Genomic DNA, 22,327 nt, shown 5'->3' with positions numbered 1-22,327 from the left:
TTACACATTGAATACATTTACTTTCAGTAATATACCTAATGATACATTTTCTACTTGGCTTTTAGAAGGAATAAAACAGACTTTTTCTACTAGAGGTTATACATTCTTAACCTCAACAGAAGAACATTCAAAGCTCGTATTCAATTTCGCTGATTCTCAAAGGCCCGTTCCTTTTCGTAGAAATTCTCAAGGTACATTTGTCGTTTCAATCATTCAAACAGATCAATATCCTAAAGACATCCATAAGGAAGCATATCCTTACTTAGTTCGTACTCTTTCTAATCATTTAATGTATATTGTTCATAGTCAAAAAAGTATACATCTATACTTTTTAACGCCTGAACAAGGTCTTTATACAATCACATATGGTCGAAACGAACCAGAAGCCCATTTTTTTCAGAAAGTATTCGATCGCTTAGAACCATTAGCATCATCACAATTAATCATTAATAATGATTTTTATGAAAACCTACCTAAGTCATTATGGCATGGTGATGAAATAACCAATTCTTTACGTCGTTCAGGTGAAAAGTTAGCGAAAATGAATCTCTTACCTGCCCCGTTCCCATTAGAGGAAGTATTATCAGCTAGGGATATGAGGCATTTAAAGAAGTTATATGGGATTGGAGGCTTAAGCTACGGTAATTTAAGCGCGCGAAAAGGGAGAGAAACATTTTGGATGAGTGCTAGTGGTATTGATAAGGCTAATATGAGAAATATTGGTCAAGACATTCTCTACATTTCCGGCTATGACCCAGAAAAAAAAGCAATGAAAGTTAGTATTCCACCAAATATTAAACCAAAGCGAGCATCAGTCGACGCCATTGAGCATTGGATGATTTATAAAGAGCACCCAAACGTAGGTGCTATCGTTCATATTCATGCTTGGATGGATGGTGTACAAGCCACTCAATTTAATTTCCCGTGTGGCACAATTGAGCTTGCGCAAACAGTAGCAGATCTCGTTAAACAATCAACTGATCCAACACGTGCAGTTATTGGACTAAAAAACCATGGTTTGACTATTACTGGGAGAAGCCTTGAAGATATTTTCGAGCGAATTGAAGGTAAGGTGCTCCCGCAAGTACCAATGCTTTAACTATAACTAAATTTATCCGAAAAAAGCAGGTGTCGGCATGAAAGCATTACAATTCGATCTAAACATCCCAAAATACGTATTTTCTAAAGCGATCGGAAAAATTAATCCAGCGCTATTTATTGATTCCCCCTTCTCCTGTCTCCAGCTGAAGGATTTAGAAAGACCCAAATTACCAAATAATGACTGGGTTGAAGTAAAAATAAAGTACGGAGGGATATGTGGGAGCGACCTTAATTTAATCTATTTAAATGACAGTCCATCCACCTCGCCTTTCGTCTCTTTTCCTTTTACGATGGGACATGAGTTAGTCGGAACTATTTCTACAGTTGGTACAAACGTTGGAGATATCGCGATCGGTCAACGTGTCGTCATTGACCCTGTCCTATCTTGTGAGGCGAGGAACATAACGCCAAGCTGCGAGGAATGTAGAAAAGGCAACTATAATCTGTGTGAACATATGAATAATGGCATTATTTCTCCAGGACTACTAACTGGCACTTGTAAAGATACTGGTGGTAGCTGGGGAGGATACCTTGTCGCCCATAAAAGTCAAATCATTACTCTACCTGATACGATTGATGATGAAAATGGTATATTAATTGAACCGTTTAGTTGCGCCTTACATGCGGTTCTACGTAATAAACCAAAGGAGACTGATACGGTAATCGTTATTGGCGCAGGAGTGATTGGATTATGTGTCATTGCAGCCATTCGAGCATTAAAGATTAACTGTAAAATAATCACGCTCGTTAAACACCCATTCCAAGCTGAATTAGCTAATCACTTTGGCTCAAATGAGGTAGTCTTTCTCTCACGTCAACATGATTACGTTTACAAAGCTGCAAAATCATGTGATGCGACTGTATTAAAACCGATTATTGGCAGTCCAATTGTGAATGGTGGAGCTGATATTATTTACGAATGCGCTGGAAACCCAAAAAGTTTACAGGATTCATTCCGTTTCGCTCGAAAAGGGGGTAAAGTGGTTCTCATTGGCTTGGCTAGCTTAATAGAAAAATTAGATATGACGATGATTTGGCTCAATGAACTCGAAATAAAAGGGAGCTTTGCTTATAGTAGTGATTCATTTCAAGGAGAACAACGGAAAACATTAGAAATTGCAGTAGAATTATTAAAAACGAATGAGTTAGACTTGTCCCCTTTACTTACCCATAGATTTCCTTTAGAGGACTACCGCGAAGCATTGTTCACTGCAGGAAATAAACGTAGAAAACAAGCAGTAAAAGTCGTATTTGAACCAAGTTAAACATAAGAAACACGCGATAGCGTTTTATCTTAAATGCGTTGTAACGTGCGAAGCCAATGTCACCTGTGAATTCGCCTACACCTTCCTCGATTCTCCCATCATTTACTTCTGCAGCATTTATAAATCTTGTTTTTATGAAAAAATAAAGAACACCGAAAAAGATAAAAACCAAACTTTTTCGGTGCCTCTTACATATTGGCGCATGTCAATTTTTCACCTTAATCCACTTCAATATCAACACCTATACTATCAACTTTACCAATTTCATTTATGTAAGATGCGACTGCTTTATGCTCAGCATTAATGGAATAGGCTTCTAATGCCGTTTGATTTTGAAAACGCACATTTAATATTACTTGATACTCTTGATTTCTTGGTGAAATATTACGTCCAGCTTGTAGATCAACAATTCCATCAAGATAACCCTTTAATGCTTTAAAACGTTTAATAACTTCATTAAGTTGCTCTTCCGTCGTTTTATCTGAAAATTTTAACAATACTGTTCGATTAATCATATACATTCTCCTTTTTGTCTTCAATACACTAAACATTTTACACAACTTATTTGACAAGAGCTATGAAAATGTGCCAAACGATATGCCGAAGCCAGTGAAAAAGTATAAATTAACTTTTTCCATACCTTTCATTTGATAAGCAATAGTTTCACGCGTTGCTCGCTTGATACGAGAAACTCACTCGTATCAAGCTGTCAAAACAGGCAACGGTTCAGCTCATTTTTAATGATTATCTAAAAATAGCAGAGCCTAATTGGTAATACATCCATGGCCAAAAGCCGCCGCCAGTTCCTGGTTGACCTGGGCCCCACGGATATGGCGGACGTGGTGGCTGTGGTTGCCATGGGCCCGGTGGACGTCCTGGACGTGGTGGAACAGGTCCATAATAAGGGCTAACGCCAATCAAATCACTATTGTGAACTTGAATAAATTGCGGTTGATAACGAGGTGGAGCATACATAAACATCGAAACCATGCCTGTACGACGGTTGAAATCTGTAATGTAGGCAACTACTTGACCATATGTCGGAATGGAGGTTGTAATCCACTGATTGACATATTGGGAAATAACCGTTGGTGGTAAATACTGAACGGATGGTCCTTCAAACATTAAACTACCTCCTTTGAAAGCTTTTCACATTAGTATATGGAAGTCATGAGATATAGGTGAATATCCTCATCCTAATTCCATAAGCAATTTATTTTGATATACGAAATATCCCTGCTAAAATGGATTCAGATCTATAGAAAGAAGTGAACAAAAATGAGACAATCTATTCGCTATTCTGTGCTTGACTTAGCACCGATCAATGAAGGACAAAGCGCAAGTGACTCTTTTAAACATTCAGTTGATTTAGCTAAACATACGGAGAAATGGGGCTACCACCGCTTTTGGTTAGCTGAGCATCACAATATGCCTGGTATTGCAAGTGCCGCTACTTCCGTATTAATTGGCCATATTGCTCAAGTAACCTCTTCCATTCGTGTTGGATCCGGAGGATCATGCTTCCAAATCATTCACCTCTTGTTATCGCTGAACAATTTGGTACTTTAGAATCTTTATTTCCTGGTCGAATTGACCTCGGCTTAGGAAGAGCACCTGGAACAGATCAAATGACAGCTCAAGCCCTTAGACGAGGAAACCGAATAGGTGGTCAAGATTTCCCTGAACTTTTAACTGAATTACGATCTTATTTTAACCCTTCAATCGAACCTGAGTACCGAAAAGTACGAGCATTTCCAGGAGAAGGACTAGACATTCCAATTTGGTTGTTAGGTTCTAGTGATTTTAGTGCAAGGCTTTCAGCTGAATTAGGCTTACCTTTTGCCTTTGCTAGCCATTTTTCACCTGAAAACACAGTGCCAGCATTGCGTTTATACAAAGATCGCTTTACTCCTTCTAATAAACTTGACAAACCTTATGCAATGGTAGGTGTAAATATTATTGCGGCTGATACCGATAAAGAAGCAGAGCTTTTAAGCTCGTCATTAATCCGTTCCTTTTTAAACCTTATTCGAAATAAACCATCTAAGCTCCAACCACCAGTTGAAGGAATTCAAGAATCCATCCAGCCTCATGAGGAAACCGTTTTAGAACGGCAGTTAGGTTCCTCCATTATAGGAAGTCCCGAGACCGTGAAGGAGAAACTTCTTGACTTCATGAAAAAAACAGAAGCCGATGAAATCATTGTTCATACACAAATATATGATCATACTGCAAGACTTAGATCATTTGAATTAACAGCTGATATCTTGAACAAGATTAATAACGGTTAAATCCAAAAAGTATGCCCTAAAGGCTGAGTCGACCTTTAGGGCATACCCCTTTCATCTATCTTGTCATGTTCCATTCATGTAATTCAAGACGACGAACACCTAACTTTACATACGGATCTTCATTTGCTAATAATTGCGCTTCGTCAAAATGATTCGCTTCATAAATAACCATTCCTCCATTTCCATCTACGAAAGGACCTTTAGCGAATATCTTTCCTTGTTCTTCAAGGTTCGTTAAATAATCTAAATGGCTTTGCCGGTGCTTTTCGTTTAATTCTGGCTTTGCCATATGTAAAATCGCTGCAAAATAGGCCATCACATTCACTCCTACTATTTAGTTAAATTTGGAAATCCTCACCTTTACGATGAGAACCCCTACTTCAATCATAACATGGTCGTTATGAGGCTGTTTGCTTTTTTTCTTCACTTACATTCTTTTCTTTAGAAAGAAACCAACCAGCTAAAGCAATAGCAATCAAAACGAGATAAAACGTCATTTTCCATTCTGTTGACTCTGCGAATGTTTCAGGTAGTATACCTAAGGCAGGGTGACAAAGCGTATACACAGCTAGCTTCACTCCGACCCAACCAACAATAACAAAAGCGGCTACTTCTAAACCAGGTCGTGCATGTAACAAATTCACAAATATGCCTGCTGCAAAACGCATAATGACTAATCCTATAAATCCTCCTAAGAATATGACAATGAATTTTCCTCCATCTAAACCACCTATTGGCGGTAAAGTAGTATCTGGTAAAACCATGGCTAACGCAACAGCCGCCAAGATAGAGTCTACTGCAAAGGCAATGTCAGCAATTTCAACTTTTAATACCGTCACCCAAAATCCTGATTTTTTTACTTTTGCTTGCTGTATAGAATCCTCTTGTCTCTTTATAATAAATTTTCGAAATAAATGATTACCAGCAATAAATAGTAAGTATAGAGCGCCTATTGCTTGCACCTGCCATACCCCTACTACAAATGAAATCATAAATAAAGAAGCTAATCGAAAAACAAAAGCACCAGCTAAACCATAGAACAATGCTTTTTTACGTTGTTTTTCTGGCAAATGCTTCACCATAATCGCTAAAACTAAAGCATTATCGGCTGCCAACAAACCTTCTAGAACGATTAGAACAAGCAACACCCAACTATATTCTAATAAAATGGACCACTCCATATGTACCCACTCCTCCACATTAATTCGCTTTTATAATCGATGCTTCTTTTTTAAAGTATCTGGGGCGACAGCGATCATTCGGTTTATAATAAAAGTGATAATAATAAAATCATCGATAAAGCCAATTACACCAAGATAATCTGGTATTAAATCGAAAGGAATAAATAGATACAATAAAATCGCTATCGTCCCTATGATCTTATAGGAATTTTTTACTTCAGTTGATAAATAGAAATCTTTCATAAAAGGAATAAATCGCCACAGCTTTAATATAAAAAGTATTTTTTTAAAGAAACGTCTCACTAATTCCCACCTCCAAATCGTGTATCGTCTTATCGTAGTCTCTCTCTCATGCATTTCATCAAATCTTTTAATCACAAAAAGAAAAGACCCTTACCATTAGGTAAAGGTCTTTAAAAAAGCACAGAAAAAGACCTTTACTGTAATGTAAAGGTCTTGCTAACAACAAAAATATCAGTTGCCAATAATACCGAGAGCATGTACTCTGTAATGACGACATTATTGTAAAAGCTACTCCCCTTTAGGAAGATATGTAATTTAATAGATCTATCATATCGAAATAAGTAGAAAATGTCAATCCTAAAATGATTCGGGAGCATTCCACCTAGAGTTCGTTTACGAAACGCTTATTAAAAAAAATAATCAACTTTTTAGGTTCTTTTTTTAGCGAGCCCCATTTTCCTTAGAATGCTTCCGTTAACACTGGTACAACTTGCTTTTTACGTGAAACCACACCTTCAAGTAATGCTTTATTATCTTGTAAAGAAACATTAAATGCTTTCTCAACGGCTGATTGAGATTGTCCAACGGCTAAACCAACTGAGTCATTATTCAGAATATCCGTTACAACTAGCAAAAATAAATCTAAATTCTTTTCTTTAACAACAGATTGAACTTCTGCTTCTAAATCAGATTGACGTGCAAATACATCATCCGTATCTACTGTATTTACTTGTGCAATTTCAACCTTTTTCCCATTCATTTCAAATTCTTTTGCATCTAATGTGATAAGTTCTTTCGCTGATTTATCACTAATATCAGCACCAGCTTTTAACATGTCTAATCCGTACTTTTCCGTATTGACTCCCGCAATATCTGCTAACTCACGAGCAGCTTTAACATCTTCTTCCGTACAAGTTGGTGATTTAAAAAGAAGAGAATCGGAAATAATTGCAGATAACATGAGCCCAGCAATTTCTTTTTTAATGCTCACTCCATTTTCCTTATAAAGCTTATTTAATATCGTTGCTGTACAACCAACCGGTTCTGCACGATAATATAGAGGATCGTTCGTTTCAAAATTTGCGATTCGATGATGGTCAATGACTTCTAGGACACGAACCTGATCAATATCATTCGCACTTTGTTGTTTTTCGTTATGATCAACTAAAATAACTTCATCCACCTCACTGGAGACATTCTCTACTAGACGAGGTGCTTCAACATTAAAATGTTTTAACGCATAATTCGTTTCGCCATTTGTGTCTCCAAGCCTAATTGCCTCAACATCTAGCCCCAATTGCTTCTTCAGGTCAGCATAGGCAATTGCAGAACAGATCGTATCTGTATCAGGATTTTTATGCCCAAAAATAAAAACTTTTCCCATAGTTCCACTCCTCAAATCTTGATATTTCAATCATTTTCAGTTCCAAAATCATTTTATCGTAAAATTCCCAATAAGAAAAGTAGGATATTACGTTTTTCACATATTCTCAAGCAAAAAAGGCTAGGACAAAAGGTTTTTCACGAATGAGAATCCAAATAAATACATACTACAACGTTCTCTAGATGTTCGCATCCTCTGTTAAACACTTTTGTTGTGTCCTAGCTAGCCTCTTCTATAAGTTTAGTCAACTAGCAAACGGTTAACGCGATAACCTTGGTCTTCTAACAATTCGGTTATATTTCCGTTTCCAATTAAATGCAGTGTGTTCACAACGACAAAAGTAGTCATTTCTTGCTCTTCCTTAAGAATTTCTTCTAATTTTTCTGCCATTTGTTGATCACGCTCTTCCACCAATGCTAATGAAAAAGGACTCGTATCTAAATCTCTATATTTTTGGCTATCTCGCAATTCAGCCAATTTTTCAGCTTGTGATGTTACCCACATCGTCTCCAAGTTAGAACGGACTTTTCCAGAGTTTTGAATACTGTTCAATGTTTTCTCTAATAAAAGCTCTTGTTGTTCTAATTCAATTTCATTACTTAATATCATTTGATCTTTGAAATGCTCTAAACTCATGACAGGTTTTTGTGCTTCTTCGGCCTTCATTAAAAAATATTGGTCAATATTTTTTTTATTTGAGTACCCATAATTTTCAATTAATAAGGATTGAAGCATATCAGCCACTGCCCAAGGCTTGAATCTCGTAATCGCTTCTTCTTCTAATTCATAGTTGCTTATAAATGAAATTAACTCCTCATACAATTCTTTTGAAATATGATTTTCTAATGAGGTCCCATCATTATATACTCCTAGCTCAACCATTGCTTGCATAATGGCTACTTCATCTTTTTCATTCACATTTACGACAAAAGCTACTTGATCTGATTGATCAAATGCCTCTTCAATTTCAGGATGCAAAGGAAATAGCTCTTCACTATTTATATGAATCGAGCCAAATAAATAAATTTTGCTATGATTATTTTCTACTTCAAATAACAATCCTTTTGAAAAAATTTGCTCATCTTCATCATCATAAATCACTTCTACATCATTTTCTAGTAACGCTTGAATAACGCCTAGGTCATCAGAACCTTCAGAAGTATCAATTGAAACTCCTTCCAAGTTAACAACTAAAAGGTTAGGTAACGTAAGCAATGGTTCTAAGCTTTCTAGTTCATTTCCAGTTAGAATGATTTCTTCCAAACCTTCAAGGATGTCAATCCCTTCAAGATTAGTGATTCCGTAATCTGACAAATCTAACTTCTTTATTGCATGTAATTCATTTTTGATAGAGCTATCCGTATTTGCTTCTTCACTAATCATCTTATTTATTAAATTTTCTAGCCTTTCATCTTGAAATGACAAGTTGGGTTGTATGGTATTTATACTTTGACAGGCTACCAAACCTGACAAAACGAATAGAATCACCATTGATACGATGAGATTTCTCACGTTATCCTCCAGTTTAATTAAATTACTTTATTTCAACATCATTTTTTCACCACTTTTGATCATACCATTATTATGCATGTTATAAAAGAGTCCTACGAAATGATCATTAGTAACTAAAAACCACTGGAAAATGGTTGAATTTCCACCTTCCAATGGCCTTTTAATGAACACTCTCATCTTGTCGTGTTTAATTTTATATGATCTAACATCGAACTCACATGGAGCGTGTCTAAACGTTTCGGAACAAAGCTTTGTTTACCAATCTCTGTGAAGGTTACAATCTTGGTTTCACCTGGGAGCAAATCAAAATAATTATCTGTAAATACACCTTCTTCTGCCGCTTCTAGGTATACATTTTTTGCCAATACGTTTGATGTTAACGAAAATTCCGAATCATTTAATCGTTTCACTTTAATCTCTGGTTCAACTAATTGTAGATCTTTACTAGGTACAAAGTAATGCTCCTTCGCATCAACGATTCCTTTGTCAGTTACAAGCTTCGCGACTAGAACTATACGATTTCGCTCATGTTCTTGAATGAAATCATTAACCGTTACTGAATAAATATTTTGAGCTGTATCACCTTTAACCTTTACAGTCTTTGTTGTTGAAAAAATGCTTTCACCGTCAAATGTCATTACTTGTAATTCTAATGTACCAACCACATCTTCCATGCTATCGGAAATTAAATGAATATGGACCTTTTCCTCATCCATTCCGTCTATCGATAACACTACATCTTTGAAGCTTTTCTTGACAAAATAATGTAATGCTTTCCATCGACCATAATAGTCCATACTAGACCAAGATGCGACAGGCCAGCAATCATTCATTTGCCAATATAATGTTCCCATGCAAAATGGTTTATGACGACGATGTGCTTCAATCGCACTTTTAATTCCTTCGGCTTGCAGAACATGACTCATATATAGAAAAGATGGAAAATCATTAGGTTCTGGTAAATACATATCCATATATTGTTTAATTAAGTAGTTTCCATCTCCATTTTTTTGATGATGCAGCATTACGTCAGACTCCCACGCTAATTGATTATCAGGTGCATAGGACTTAACTGTTTTAAGTTCTGGAAAAGATTGAAATCCATATTCACTCATATAACGTCCAACATGTGTGTTATATTCACTGAAAGGCTTTTGCATATGCCAAACTTCCCAGTAATGAATATCTCCCTTAGTTGATGTCGTTGTTGCATGTTGATCTTCGTTATTTGTAATAGCTTGCATCGGTGATGATGGCCAATAAAACACATCGGGTGCTAGGCTTTCTACAACACTTGGAAGTAATTGGTGAAAGATTGCTTCATAATCGCTCCAAATTTTCTCTCGTTGTTCATTCGTAAAATCTTGTTTCCATCCCCAACCTGCATCTTCAACATAATGTGCCCACGCTGAATCAATCTCATTGTTTCCACACCAAATTGCCATACACGGATGATTACGCAAGCGCTTCACAGTATCGATAGCCTCAGCTTTCACACTAGCTAAAAATTCAGCATCACCTGGGTACATACTACAAGCAAACATGAAATCTTGCCAAACTAAAATACCGTGTTCATCACAAAGCTCATAGAATACATCATATTCATAAATACCCCCACCCCAAACACGAAGCATGTTCATATTCGCCTCAATAGCGCTGACAATCTCATGTTTATAACGGTCATACGTTACTTCTGTTACGAAGCTATCATTCGGAATATGATTAGCTCCTTTTGTAAAAATAGGTACTCCGTTCAACTCAAAATAAAATGATTGACCACTTACATCATTTTCTCTAATGACATTGATCGTTCGTAATCCTGTTCTTACGATTTTTTCTGTCACAACTTTTTCATTTTGTTCGCACAATATCGTGAAAAAATAAAAATGCTGCTCCCCTAATCCTCTTGACCACCATAGCTTAGGGTTCTCAATAGTAATAGGTATCTCTAATTGATTCAATCCTTTATGGAGTGTTACGTTTTGTTCAATTGAAATTCCATCAGTCGCTAACTTTAATGTTCCTTCCCATAAATCACTTGCTTCTACATCCACCATTGCCGTTACATGAGCAGCGCTTTTACTTATATCATCTTGGCGAATATATAAATCTGTTATATTGAGCTCTTCCCATGCAACTAGTTTAACTTCCTTCCAAATACCACTTGTCACAAAACGTGGGCCCCAATCCCAACCGTAATGATAAGGTGCTTTACGAGCAAATATGCTTACTCTTTTGTCGCCTAATTCGCCATCTTCGGAATGATCATTGGCTGCTGGTAATTGATAACCCAATTGTTCAAGCTTAGGAAGATCTTCTTTTATCGGCGAACGAAAATAAACACGTAATTGATTTTCACGTTCCTTCACATATTGTTTAACATCTACTTTCCATGTTCGGAACATGTTATCCGCAGACAAAATGTGCTCATTGTTTAAGTATACATCAGCATACGTATCCAATCCTGCAAATTCCAGCTCTACATGTTGAGCCTTCACTAATTGTTGATCTAGGTCAAATGTCGTAGCATATTCCCAATCTTTTTTATCTATCCATTGAATACCCAGCTCATTCTTCCCATAAAAAGGGTCTTCTATCTTACCACTCTTTATTAAATCCGTATGAACACAGCCAGGGACATGAGCAGGTAGCCAGTACTTATCCTCGCTCATTTTAAACTTCCAATCAGTTAACACTATTGAACTTTTCCTCATATTCAAGTAAAAATCGCTCCCTTTCAAACAAATGAATGCGAGTCTGTTGAAGCCGCAAGTTTGTTTGTTAGTTTAGTTATCTTATTGTTAGTTAATTATAAAATAATTCCCTCGTATTGTAAATGAATTAATTAAGTAATTACGTCGATTTTGTAACCTAATAAACTCTTAACAATCTTATTATCACTCACACTAAAATAATATAAGTAGCTTTTTTACCTTATATAAATAAGAGAAACTGCCTCTAATTTTTTTCTTAGAGGCAGTTTCTCTTCATTAATTTGTAAAATATTTAATCGCTATTTTTTCATCAAACGATTGATAAATTGCGAGAATGATTGAGCTATCTCTATTTCTTCCCACATACCATTTTCATCTTGTATTAAATAAACAATTGTCGGTTTCTCCTGTCGATAATCTAAGGCGACCCATGCATCCAAATCGCCTGTTAACAACACCAACTTCTCAGGCAAACCACATTGCTCCACAAAAATCGGTGACATTCCGACTCCACTCTCTTCATCTAATTCAAATAAATAAGGAATAATGATTGCTTCACCATCTGCAAATACAAAATAACGGTATGCTAAATCCCCACCATTTTGTTTTTTCATTAAATTTTTATACGATTGAGGTAAGCTATACCCTAATTGTTGTTCTACCTTTCGTATAGTCATTTCGTCAAGCTGCGATCCTGGTTTATATACACTTCTCCTTGACCAAAAGTGTAGACCGTCATACATGTCCATTCGCTACTTCCTTCCCTTCATTTGCTTTTTCTTATTTTCTAGTTTAGAAATCTCTTTTATTTCATCAGCAATAGACAAAAGAACGAATAGTATCATCTTTTTATTTGAAAATGGATGGTTCTCTTCTCCCGCTTTACCGGAAGAACGTGACTTTTCTAATTCCCAAAAGGCTTGTTCAATATAGTTGATATGTTCTAGGTAGCTATCCTTAACTTGTTCGGAAGGAGAGTTTAACCGTTCTACGATTAATTCCATTACTGCTTTCAGTTCGAATAAATCAGCATCATTTTTTCGAAATGATCCGTACGGTATCGTTAATAAATGACCAATATAATAATGAATCTGCTGAATATGCTCGAGCTTACTACGCTCGAGTATATAGTATCGTTGTTCTTTTATTGAATGACGATGATATTTCCATTCGTCTTTTTGATATTGACAAAGCAACTCATTTCTTGATAATGATGCTGTTAATTCTCTGTAAGCCCCTTTTCTGTTTGAGTTGTGATATTTCCGCTGTTCGATAAGGTCGTTTATTTGATGTTCCAATAAAATGGCTAAACGCTGCAATAATTCTTTGTTTCGTTTGCTTATATCTTTCAAAAAATGAGCGGGAAGGATTGTTAAATTCACTAGCGTTGAAACAAATAATCCAATTGTTGTTGTACCCGCTCTTTCTACAAATGAAAGGAAATAATGGTCATGACTAATCGGAATCATCGCAACAGCTGTAATTGTTGCAATTAGCGCACCGGCGTCTAGTTTTAATTTATGACAAACATAGATCGTAAAAAATGCAGCTAATGTATATGTAATCGGGGTTTGTCCGAATAAAAACGTGAATGTCATTGAAAGCGCTGCTCCAATGAGCGCTGCTGGAAAGCGCACAACGCCTTTTTTAATTGATGCCGCTGCCGTCGGTTCAATAGTGACAATCGCAATAATAACGGCAAACACGTAAGGTAAATGAAGAAAATGACATACGGTAGCTGTAATAAACACAGCTACCGCGGTCTTAATTATACGCTCTCCTACAATTTTTTGCTTTTGAAAAACGTTCATTTCATCTGCCCATTTCTTTCTTTTCATTCCTTATAGTATAGCATAATTTGAAATCTTATTGAGTACTGCTTAAATAATTGACGACTTCTTGCTGCTGGCGGGTCGTTCCGAACGCATGTGTAACTCCCCATACTCTATCAACTTGTCGTCTATTAATAGATGCATCTAAATCATGAAAAATTCGATGAATATAGCGAATCGACATTCGATCACCCGCTTCAGCTACTCGAACAAATTGTTCTGCGTTCATCATGTCGTTCACAACTAAAGAATGATCAAACCCTTCTTCGTACAGCCATTGGATATCATTCTTCAATTTTAACCACTGCTCACTTTCAATAAGTTCTTCGAAACTTAACACTTCAGCATTTCCCCAACCTGCTAATTCATTTAAATATTCATGCTGGTTAGCAATTAATTCGTTCACTACTTCTTCTTGACCATCCTGATAAGCAATTTGTACATTTGTTTCAATATAATCAATGTTTATATTTGTTAATTCAATATCATCTTTCTCCCCATCATCTTGAACAGCTTCTTCATCTTTTTTTGCAGCTTCTTCTTCAAGGATGTCATTCGCCACATTCACATTGGCTTCATCTTGATTAAATAAAAAAAAATAAAAAAAGCACAGAAGCAACTATAAAAAAAGTAAAGATCATAATATATTGCCTTCGCACGTAGCTCTCATCCTCTACTGATTAATTCTATCTATATAAAATATTACTATTTCTAGAAATAGAATACAATCACACAAGTTATCTTTATTTTTATTCATTTTGTATTGTATATCTATATGCCTAATGAAATATATTTCGTTTCTAAATAAGCTTCAAGTCCTTCTGTTCCTCCTTCTCTCCCTATTCCGCTCTCTTTCATTCCACCAAACGGCGCTTCCGCCATCGATGGTGCTCCATCATTCCACCCGATAATGCCATACTCCAATTCTTCTGCAATGTGAAGCCCTCTTGCCATACTTTCTGTAAAGAAATACGCAGCTAATCCATAACAGCTATGATTCGCCCGACTAATCACTTCCTCATCTGATTGAAACGAAGTAACAGGAATGACAGGCCCAAAGGTTTCTTCTTTCATAATGAGCATATCATCGGTCACATCAATTAATACTGTCGGTTGAAAGTAATATCCCTTATCTACATATCCTTCGCCACCTACTCTTACAGTCGCCCCTCTTCTCGTCGCTTCATTAATGTGTAATTTTACTTTTTCATATGCTTTCTTATTAATTAGTGGGCCAACTTGTACCTGTTCATCTAAGCCTCGTCCCACTTTTAGTTTTGCAACCTTTTGTATGAGTTTCGTAACAAACTCTTCATAAATGGTATGATGAACGTATACACGGTTTACACATATACACGTTTGACCTGCATTTCTAAACTTGGAAGTGATCACCGCATCGACTGCTTTATCTATTTTCGCATCTTCACATACAATGGCCGGAGCATGTCCACCTAATTCCAATGAAAGATTTTGCATTGTTTTTGCACTTTGTTGCATCAGCAGTTTTCCAACTTTCGTTGATCCAGTAAAGGTTAACTTTCTCACAATCGAGTTAGTTGTTAATTCCTTTCCAATCGCTTCTGCATCTCCTGTAACTAAATTGATCACCCCGTCTGAGATGCCAGCTTCCTTACTTAACTCTATTAATTTTATAGCGGTTAAAGGGGTTTCTTCAGCTGGTTTAACGACAATCGTACAACCAGATGCTAATGCTGGTGCCATTTTCCTTGTTAGCATAGCCGCAGGGAAGTTCCAAGGTGTAATCGCTGCAACTACTCCAATTGGCTGCTTCATCACTTGAATTCGTTTATTCCTAACACGTGAGGGGATATTTCGACCATAGACACGTTTGGCCTCCTCAGCAAACCATGAAATAAATGAAGCCGCGTACTCAATTTCACCTATTGATTCGCTTATCGGTTTACCCATCTCCTCTGTAATCGTTTTTGCTAATGATTGCTTATGTTGAAGTATTAAATCATGCCATTTCATGAGTATGTGAAATCGTTCATGAGACGTCTTCTTCGACCATATCCTAAATGCCTCATTCGCAGCCACAATGGCAGCCATCGTTTCACTCGTCCCGGCTTGTTTGATCGTACCAATGCACTCATTCGTTGCCGGATTCATTACTTTCAATTGCGGTAGCTGCTCACCTACCCATTCTCCATTAATATATATCTTTCCTTCCACTTCCATCACTCCTCCATTAATGCTTTTCCCTTTTTAACGTTTTTAATCATTCATTATAAGTAGATCATACATCAACTTGCTTCAGCTGTTCTATCTGAATGACGAAAATCCCATCTTTATTTTTACAGCGTATTCGTTTTTGTTGATATTCAATTTGCATAACGACAGTGATCGTTTTAAGTAAATAACCATCTTCCCAATAAACGATTTGCAACGGCTGATGATGATACAACGAATGTATCAATTTCCTCTCGATTTCACATAATTCTTGTTCGTCTAATTGTGGACGTGAGACTTTATTTTGTTCTTCTTTCCAATTGACAAGCTCTTTCTTATGCTCCGGTAAAACAAATTTCATTTCCCACAACTTATTTCCTCGTTGTAGTAACTCATTTTGTTTCATATCCATAAAAACGCCCCCTAAATACCGAAAGTATGTTCTCATTTTAAACGAACGTACTTTCGATCGCAAGAGGGCATCCTTACTTTTTATTTATAAAATGCATAGTCGAGAAAGATTGAACATAATGATAGGACAAAGATACTTAATGAGGTGATAAAATGAAAATTATAAGTTGGTATGCGAGACAAGATCGTCCAAGTATGAAACAAGACCCGACTCCTCAAACCCACTCTCGACCAAACAAAGAACAAGCAAAAAAAGAACACCCCTCTAAAGATAAAAGGAATTATGAACGAAAATGATAATCGACCTCAACACTTGCATGTATAGCCAAATCTCCCGTTTGGATCGGAGTTCCTTCGCTATACGCTGCTAAAACAACTGGTGATCGATAAGGTTGAATGGGGGATTCTACCATTTCCACAACACGAGAAGGAAGAGGCTGTAGCGTCGCCCCCACTGTCGCAGCCATCACTTCAGCCTTCCTTTTAGCATTTTCAAGAGCGTGACTCAAAGCTTGTTCATAAAGAGCAGACGGATCACTTAATAAGAAAGAGATCGAAACAATGGAATTAGCACCTGCTTCAACTGCTACATCGATCGCCGTGCCGACTAAATCTATCGAATCAATATCTACTTTTAATAAATGAGTCACACGATACCCCCGAAATACTTGTTTTCCGTCAATAAAGTCATACTCTGGAGAAACGCGATACGTATCCGTCTGTATGTTTTCTTTTGAGATACCGAGCATTTCTAATTGATGAACGATATTTGTTATGCTTTCACTGTTTTCGGCTTGCGCTACACGAACTTGTTCATTCTCAGTCACACTTCCTAACAATACTTGTGCTTTATTAGGTGTTCCCGTCTCAGTTGCTTGACCGAAAACCGTTATTAGTTGACCGTTTGCAATTCTTTGTAAAGAGCTCATATTCACCCTCCTTATTCAGTCTCTAACGCTTATACATATGCTTTGATCAACAATTGTATTCGTTACAAAAGGACGTCATAGCTAACATAGCATTCACCGTGGGAACTACAACTGGAGGTTACAATGGTGTTCACAGGAGCGCCAATTCAAAATCCCTGAGAAAATTAAGTGACAAGTAGTTCAAGACAGAAAGGTTTCTTTAAGAAAATGATACAAACCATCCTCTTCATTCGTAAAGCGTGTTACTTCTTTTGCTGCTCTCTGCACGACGTGTGATCCATTTTTCATCGCAACAGGATAGCCGACATACTCAAATAAAGGTAAGTCGTTCTCTCCATCTCCAACCGCTATTACTTGATCGGGTCGAATTTCAACATATTCAAGCAATTTACGGACACCTGTTGCTTTCGATATATTAGCTACAGTCACTTCAACATTATGATTAGTAGATGAAAACATAGAAAAATCATAGTCCCGCTGTAGTACGGAAAGCTCCTCTTTCCATTCATCCATTCGTAAGCGATCACGACTAAAAAAATACATTTTAATGACGTTTGAATACAGTAACTCTTCAACCCATTGAATCTCCTTATCAAATTCCTCATGCAAGGAAAACCATTCATTTTTTTCAACAGAAGCCGGCTTGGGCTCAACTAAATGACCCAATAGCACCTGATAGTCTTTCTTAAGTACATATCGTTTTCCCTTTATCGGATGAATTTCATAATAAACATGTTTCTTTCTAGCTAGAGATACTACCTCATTTACGACTTGTTTAGGGAGGACATGTTCAACCAATGGCGTCTCACCAATTGAAACACTCATCCCATTTGCTGTCACAAAGCCATCTACTTTAAAGTCGCGAGGAAGCACATCTTCTGCTTCTTTCAACGTTCTTCCCGTTGCAATAAAGACATAAATACCTTGTTGCCGTATTTGCTCGACTATGTCTTTTAACGGCTCCGTTATTTCATTTGCATTCGTTAGCAACGTTCCATCCATATCTAGAATAATGGCATCACTATTCATTTACCATCCACTCCTTTCTATACATGTTCATCATACACGGAATGCACGTTTCTTGAAATCATAAAGTACGTTTAGTACACTTATCACCGTTAACAAATCAAATCCAATTTAAATAACCACTACTTAGTAAAGGAGTTTTTTTATGAATAAAGTTGTACAAACGCTCACCAACCATCGTTCATTTCGAGAATATTCAAATGAAATGATTACGGAAGAAGAATTATCAGCTATTATAACAGCAGCCCAATCTGCTCCTACATGGATTCATGGACAACAAGTATCTGTGATCGTCGTTACAGATATCGAACGAAAAAATAAATTAGCAGAATTATGTGGGAATCAAGACCATATTCGTCAAGCACCTGTATTCCTTATTTTTTGCGCTGATTTTCACCGTGCGAAAATCGCTAGTGAACTTGAAGGCGTATCTTTTGAAGCAATAGAAGACATTGACAGTGTAATTGTGGGCGCAACAGATGTTGGGATTGCCCTAGGAAATGCGATAGCGGCAGCAGAATCCTATCATTTAGGAACGGTATGTATTGGTGGCATTCGTAAAAACCCGCTAGACGTCATTGAAATCCTTCAATTACCTAAGTATGTCATTCCAATCTCAGGTCTTTGTATCGGATACGGACAAAATGACCCAGGAAAGAATTTACGACTACCAATTGAAGCCTTTTACCATAAAGAAACTTATCATACTGATCAAACTGCAATGGTTGAACAATACAACAAAAATTATGAAGAATTTACTAAAGAGCGCTCAAACGGACAAAGACAAACAAGTTGGACAAAAAGAGTAGCAGGTTTTTACCAGAACCATCACTATAATGGTAACTTTCCTAATATTGCAAAAATGTTAAATCAACAAGGGTTCGAGTGTAAGGATATAAAGTAATAGCTAAAAAATAGAAAATGTTTAAAACTTCTGCTTGCGGGAATGGTTTACTATACCATTAACAGGGAGAGGATTTAAATGATTATAAAAGCTAGTGAACTTGAATCATTTTCAATGAAGCAACCGATGGCCAGTTAGGGAAAATTGATGATATTTATTTTGAAGCTAAAACATTTACTATTCGCTACCTTGTCGGAAACACACGAACTTGGATGTTTGGTGGAAAAGTATTACTTCATCCAGAGTCGTTCCGCGCAACAGATTTACATGAAAAGCACATAAGCGTACAATTAACAAAAGAAATGATCAAAAACAGTCCGAAGCCAAGTGATAAAGGACCAATCACATCCGACTTTGAAGATAGACTGTTCACTCATTACGGCTGGCACGCTGCACGTCCAATGGCAGGACATGGCCCAATAGAAAGTCATCCAACTGGACAACGACCAATACCTATTGCACCAGTTACAGATAATTTACCAAACGAGAAAGACGTAGCTGATCAACTGTCCAAAGAGGATTCTAATCCACTTCGTAGTGTCGATGAAACGAGAGGATACACGGTTCATAGTAAAAAAGGAAAAATAGGAAAAGTTGAGGATATCCTTGTATGTCCTGAAACCTGGAAGGTGAAATATATAGAAATCGATTTGGAGCAAGAACAAGAATCCCGACTTGTGACAATTGAGTCGATTACAGAATTGAATGTCCTCGATCAAACGATAACCATTGATGTGGATAAGGATCTTGTAAGAGAATCCCCTACTATTGAAGATTCGATCATCTCTAAAAAGTCTGAATCAGCGATTTACGAACATTATAACCAATAGCCTTACTGCAATAGTCGATAAGCCTACTGAAGAGGAATTCTGCCAAGGGAATAGAAAAATTTGATTTCAAAATTTTTCCGTGTCCTCACTCTGCCTCAGTAGGCTTTTTTTATTTGCTTAAATGGCATTTAACAATATAACGACTTTTTCACCATAAGTAAGACATACACCAACTTCCTTCAAAAAAATACATTAAAGTAAACAGCTATCACCTGGGAGGAAGCGATGAAAAGTCTATACACAAAATCATGGTTAAATCATCATTTAAGTCATTTAAATGATTGGCAACGGACTTCCTACCTTGCATTTTCTCAATTAATGCATGAAAAATCTAATTACCCTTGTATTTTTTCTCAAATTGCATTTAAGAACGATCAATTACGATTTGCTTTTATCAATGAATCCTCCATGAAAGATTCCGTCAATACTCTCGCTACCATACTCAGAAAGTATGGACGTATTTCGAGACAAACTGGAAAATATGCTTCGTTAGTCGTTTTTTTTCATGTACTTAGCCAACCATCCCTCAAACAATACGAACAATTATTTTGGACCATTTTAAATAGACTGCACAAGCTTGATCAAACTACATGGCCAAGTCATATCCCTACAGATCCAAATCACTCAAAGTGGGAATTTTGCTTTGAAGGAGAAACTTATTTTTGCCTTTCAAGTACACCTCTTCACAAAAAAAGAAAAAGCCGATACTTCCCAAGCTTTTTACTTTCTTTTCAGCCAAGATGGGTCTTTGCATATATAAATAATTCAACATCTATTGGCCGAAATACGAAACAGCGTATACGAGAACGTCTAGCCGACTATGATGATATCGCCGTCCATCCAGCATTAAAATGGTATGGTGAAGCCGAAAATAAAGAATGGAAGCAGTATTTTTTGGATGATTCAAATACAAGTCCACCTTCATGTCCCTTTAAACATTTGTACAATCAAAAATAAAAAGGTATCCGTTAAGGAGTACTCCTTAACGGATACCTCGACCTTGACTGACAGTTATTACTGCATGGTCATGCTTGACATTGATTGTTGGTTCATGACAGGCTTAAAGCTTTGAGTCATAGCACTCATATCTTGTGGGGATAATTGAGGAACTTGATATTGATGCTGCTTATTTTGATATAAGAAAATTTCATAAGCCATCTCAATATAATTTGGTACCGTATCTGCTAGCACACGACGTACAACAGGGTTAGAAACCTCTAACGAACACATCGTTAGTAAGGAAGCTGTTGATTTAATTAAACCTAGCATATGCCCAGATATGCCATGATCATTTAATTCTGCCATTGATTGTTTCGGTTTTTTCGGCTGAGATGGCTTAATCCCGTACGTAATTTGATTACTTTGTCTCATCATATATTTTTTTGTATGATGAGATGGATCCTGCCCAGTCTGGAAACATTCACATGTTATATTGTATTGGTCAAGAATAAATGAATACTGACGATCTAAAATATCCATTAATTCTTGATCCTTTACATGTGTCCGAAACATCATATAAGAATCCAACACATTAACCATCCCAGATAAAACCTCATGCAAATCAAAAACTTCATGACCACCATGGTTCATTTGTGGACTCATTTGCTGCGATTGAGTAATCGAACCTTGAGATGAATTCATCATATTTGGATTCATATTTCCACTCACCTGTTGCTGGTGCATTAACCATTCCCCCAAATGTGTTTGATATGGTACATAGTTATTATGAGTCCTAGCAAAACGTTTATAACTGGTAATAAAAGTGAGCATCAAAGCATGTATGAAATGATCGCTACATGAAAAACTAAACATGATTATTACAGATAACAATTTCATGATGATTGATCAAAGGAGTTCATATGTATTCTTCTTTTACAATAGCTGCAAAAACAGGACATGCTTTCTATGTCAAAAAAGGGACGATAATGACCATTATTAATATTGAAGGCCATCAAATTGCTGATCTTGTAGCATATAATGATGATGATTATCAGGAAAGGCTAGACTCTGCTGCTACACGTGATGCATACGGCTCATTAACAGTGAGTGAAGGAAATCACATTTACTCTAATTACTACCGTCCAATGATCACCATATTAGAAGATCCATTAAATACAAACGACCTTGTTTCTCCAGCTTGTCGTCCTGAAATGTATCAATTACTTTTTAACAAAGATAATAACGTCAAAAGTTGCTATGAAAATTTAAAACAAGCATTTTCATCTTTTAACATCCCTCAAGCAGATCAATACTATCCATTTAACTTATTTATGAACACCGTTGTTGACAAGCAAAATAAGATGACCGTCAAACCATCACCAGCACGAGCAGGTGAATTCATTCGGCTCGTCGCAAAGATGAATCTTGTTGTTGGGATTTCAGTATGTCCTAATGAAGACTCTCCTGGAAATGGATATCATTCTTCACCAATAAAAGTTGAGCTATCATAATAAGAAAGGCCATGCTACCTCTCAAACAAAGAGAACTGTTAAAGGGTACCCTTTAACAGTTCTC

23 protein-coding genes and 1 pseudogene are annotated in these 22,327 nt (G+C 36.7%); 8 read left to right on the top strand and 16 right to left on the bottom strand.

The features are described 5' to 3' along the window. Nucleotides 1–7: 7 nt before the first annotated feature. Nucleotides 8–1,099 carry a class II aldolase/adducin family protein gene (locus JCM9152_RS01235; RefSeq protein ID WP_052015459.1) on the top strand — a complete coding sequence of 364 codons (1,092 nt, stop codon included), beginning with the start codon at nucleotides 8–10 and terminating at the stop codon, nucleotides 1,097–1,099. A gap of 37 nt (nucleotides 1,100–1,136) precedes the next feature. Next, nucleotides 1,137–2,366, top strand: a complete 1,230-nt coding sequence (locus tag JCM9152_RS01230; protein WP_035340020.1) for a zinc-dependent alcohol dehydrogenase — start codon at nucleotides 1,137–1,139, stop codon at nucleotides 2,364–2,366. A 218-nt stretch (nucleotides 2,367–2,584) separates the two neighbouring features. Here the strand turns inward: JCM9152_RS01230 and JCM9152_RS01225 are convergent, their stop codons facing one another. Both JCM9152_RS01225 and JCM9152_RS01220 read right to left on the bottom strand, forming a co-directional pair. Then, nucleotides 2,585–2,881, bottom strand: coding sequence for a Dabb family protein (locus tag JCM9152_RS01225; RefSeq protein ID WP_035340018.1), 297 nt, complete (start codon nucleotides 2,879–2,881; stop codon nucleotides 2,585–2,587). 229 nt (nucleotides 2,882–3,110) lie between these two features. Beyond that, on the bottom strand, nucleotides 3,111–3,491 hold the full coding sequence (locus JCM9152_RS01220; protein ID WP_035340016.1) for a hypothetical protein: 381 nt from the start codon (nucleotides 3,489–3,491) through the stop codon (nucleotides 3,111–3,113). A gap of 153 nt (nucleotides 3,492–3,644) precedes the next feature. Between JCM9152_RS01220 and JCM9152_RS01215 the strand changes: the two are divergent. Continuing rightward, nucleotides 3,645–4,657: pseudogene (locus JCM9152_RS01215) on the top strand (LLM class flavin-dependent oxidoreductase). 55 nt (nucleotides 4,658–4,712) lie between these two features. Here JCM9152_RS01215 and JCM9152_RS01210 read toward each other — a convergent pair. The 11 genes from JCM9152_RS01210 to JCM9152_RS01160 form a co-directional block, all read right to left on the bottom strand. Further along, on the bottom strand, nucleotides 4,713–4,973 hold the full coding sequence (locus tag JCM9152_RS01210) for a YciI family protein (protein WP_035340014.1): 261 nt from the start codon (nucleotides 4,971–4,973) through the stop codon (nucleotides 4,713–4,715). Nucleotides 4,974–5,055: 82 nt separating this feature from the next. Then, nucleotides 5,056–5,838, bottom strand: coding sequence for a TerC family protein (locus JCM9152_RS01205; protein ID WP_035340011.1), 783 nt, complete (start codon nucleotides 5,836–5,838; stop codon nucleotides 5,056–5,058). Between the two features lie 30 nt (nucleotides 5,839–5,868). Further along, complete coding sequence (locus tag JCM9152_RS01200; protein WP_035340008.1) at nucleotides 5,869–6,141, bottom strand: DUF1232 domain-containing protein; 273 nt, start codon at nucleotides 6,139–6,141, stop codon at nucleotides 5,869–5,871. 400 nt (nucleotides 6,142–6,541) lie between these two features. Beyond that, entirely contained in the window at nucleotides 6,542–7,465 is a 924-nt protein-coding gene (locus JCM9152_RS01195) for a manganese-dependent inorganic pyrophosphatase (protein WP_035340006.1), read from the bottom strand. Nucleotides 7,466–7,705: 240 nt separating this feature from the next. After that, the gene (locus JCM9152_RS01190) at nucleotides 7,706–8,977 is read right to left on the bottom strand and encodes a TraB/GumN family protein (protein ID WP_035340004.1); all 1,272 of its coding nucleotides are present in this window, start codon (nucleotides 8,975–8,977) and stop codon (nucleotides 7,706–7,708) included. A 173-nt stretch (nucleotides 8,978–9,150) separates the two neighbouring features. Continuing rightward, a complete protein-coding gene (locus JCM9152_RS01185; protein WP_235715588.1) occupies nucleotides 9,151–11,649 on the bottom strand; it encodes a beta-mannosidase in 2,499 nt (832 codons plus the stop codon). A 341-nt stretch (nucleotides 11,650–11,990) separates the two neighbouring features. Continuing rightward, a complete protein-coding gene (locus JCM9152_RS01180; protein WP_035340002.1) occupies nucleotides 11,991–12,440 on the bottom strand; it encodes an SMI1/KNR4 family protein in 450 nt (149 codons plus the stop codon). A gap of 3 nt (nucleotides 12,441–12,443) precedes the next feature. Then, nucleotides 12,444–13,502: an FUSC family protein gene (locus JCM9152_RS01175; RefSeq protein WP_035340322.1), complete on the bottom strand. Its 1,059-nt coding sequence runs from the start codon at nucleotides 13,500–13,502 to the stop codon at nucleotides 12,444–12,446. 55 nt (nucleotides 13,503–13,557) lie between these two features. After that, entirely contained in the window at nucleotides 13,558–14,091 is a 534-nt protein-coding gene (locus JCM9152_RS01170) for a hypothetical protein (RefSeq protein WP_035340000.1), read from the bottom strand. Nucleotides 14,092–14,294: 203 nt separating this feature from the next. After that, nucleotides 14,295–15,722, bottom strand: coding sequence for an NAD-dependent succinate-semialdehyde dehydrogenase (locus tag JCM9152_RS01165; protein ID WP_162831715.1), 1,428 nt, complete (start codon nucleotides 15,720–15,722; stop codon nucleotides 14,295–14,297). A 58-nt stretch (nucleotides 15,723–15,780) separates the two neighbouring features. Further along, nucleotides 15,781–16,125, bottom strand: a complete 345-nt coding sequence (locus JCM9152_RS01160) for a YolD-like family protein (RefSeq protein ID WP_052015455.1) — start codon at nucleotides 16,123–16,125, stop codon at nucleotides 15,781–15,783. Between the two features lie 152 nt (nucleotides 16,126–16,277). On the opposite strand from JCM9152_RS01160, the gene JCM9152_RS22515 reads away from it, so the two are divergent. Beyond that, nucleotides 16,278–16,421: a hypothetical protein gene (locus JCM9152_RS22515; RefSeq protein ID WP_156314969.1), complete on the top strand. Its 144-nt coding sequence runs from the start codon at nucleotides 16,278–16,280 to the stop codon at nucleotides 16,419–16,421. On the opposite strand, the gene JCM9152_RS01155 is transcribed toward JCM9152_RS22515, so the two are convergent. Next, nucleotides 16,406–17,053: an SIMPL domain-containing protein gene (locus tag JCM9152_RS01155; protein ID WP_035339998.1), complete on the bottom strand. Its 648-nt coding sequence runs from the start codon at nucleotides 17,051–17,053 to the stop codon at nucleotides 16,406–16,408. The genes JCM9152_RS22515 and JCM9152_RS01155 overlap by 16 nt on opposite strands. Nucleotides 17,054–17,233: 180 nt before the next feature. Then, nucleotides 17,234–18,082 (bottom strand): Cof-type HAD-IIB family hydrolase, encoded by an 849-nt coding sequence (locus tag JCM9152_RS01150; protein WP_035339995.1) that lies wholly within the window; start codon nucleotides 18,080–18,082, stop codon nucleotides 17,234–17,236. 142 nt (nucleotides 18,083–18,224) lie between these two features. Between JCM9152_RS01150 and JCM9152_RS01145 the strand changes: the two genes are divergently transcribed. The 3 genes from JCM9152_RS01145 (at nucleotide 18,225) to JCM9152_RS01135 (ending at nucleotide 20,770) form a co-directional block, all read left to right on the top strand. Next, nucleotides 18,225–18,983 carry an NADPH-dependent oxidoreductase gene (locus JCM9152_RS01145; RefSeq protein WP_035339994.1) on the top strand — a complete coding sequence of 253 codons (759 nt, stop codon included), beginning with the start codon at nucleotides 18,225–18,227 and terminating at the stop codon, nucleotides 18,981–18,983. Between the two features lie 104 nt (nucleotides 18,984–19,087). Continuing rightward, the gene (locus JCM9152_RS01140; protein ID WP_369384508.1) at nucleotides 19,088–19,813 is read left to right on the top strand and encodes a PRC-barrel domain-containing protein; all 726 of its coding nucleotides are present in this window, start codon (nucleotides 19,088–19,090) and stop codon (nucleotides 19,811–19,813) included. Between the two features lie 225 nt (nucleotides 19,814–20,038). Then, a complete protein-coding gene (locus tag JCM9152_RS01135; RefSeq protein WP_035339990.1) occupies nucleotides 20,039–20,770 on the top strand; it encodes a YqcI/YcgG family protein in 732 nt (243 codons plus the stop codon). A gap of 57 nt (nucleotides 20,771–20,827) precedes the next feature. Here JCM9152_RS01135 and JCM9152_RS01130 read toward each other — a convergent pair whose 3' ends face one another. After that, nucleotides 20,828–21,454: a spore coat protein gene (locus tag JCM9152_RS01130; protein WP_235715595.1), complete on the bottom strand. Its 627-nt coding sequence runs from the start codon at nucleotides 21,452–21,454 to the stop codon at nucleotides 20,828–20,830. A gap of 218 nt (nucleotides 21,455–21,672) precedes the next feature. Here JCM9152_RS01130 and JCM9152_RS01125 point away from each other — a divergent pair, with 218 nt between their 5' ends. After that, nucleotides 21,673–22,263 carry a DUF1989 domain-containing protein gene (locus JCM9152_RS01125; protein ID WP_035339988.1) on the top strand — a complete coding sequence of 197 codons (591 nt, stop codon included), beginning with the start codon at nucleotides 21,673–21,675 and terminating at the stop codon, nucleotides 22,261–22,263. Nucleotides 22,264–22,327: the final 64 nt, after the last annotated feature.

The organism is Halalkalibacter hemicellulosilyticusJCM 9152 (assembly GCF_000513115.1).
GTDB lineage: Bacteria > Bacillota > Bacilli > Bacillales > Bacillaceae_D > Halalkalibacter > Halalkalibacter hemicellulosilyticus.
Note: the sequence above shows the minus strand (reverse complement) of the source record. Positions and strands in the feature narration are given on the sequence as shown.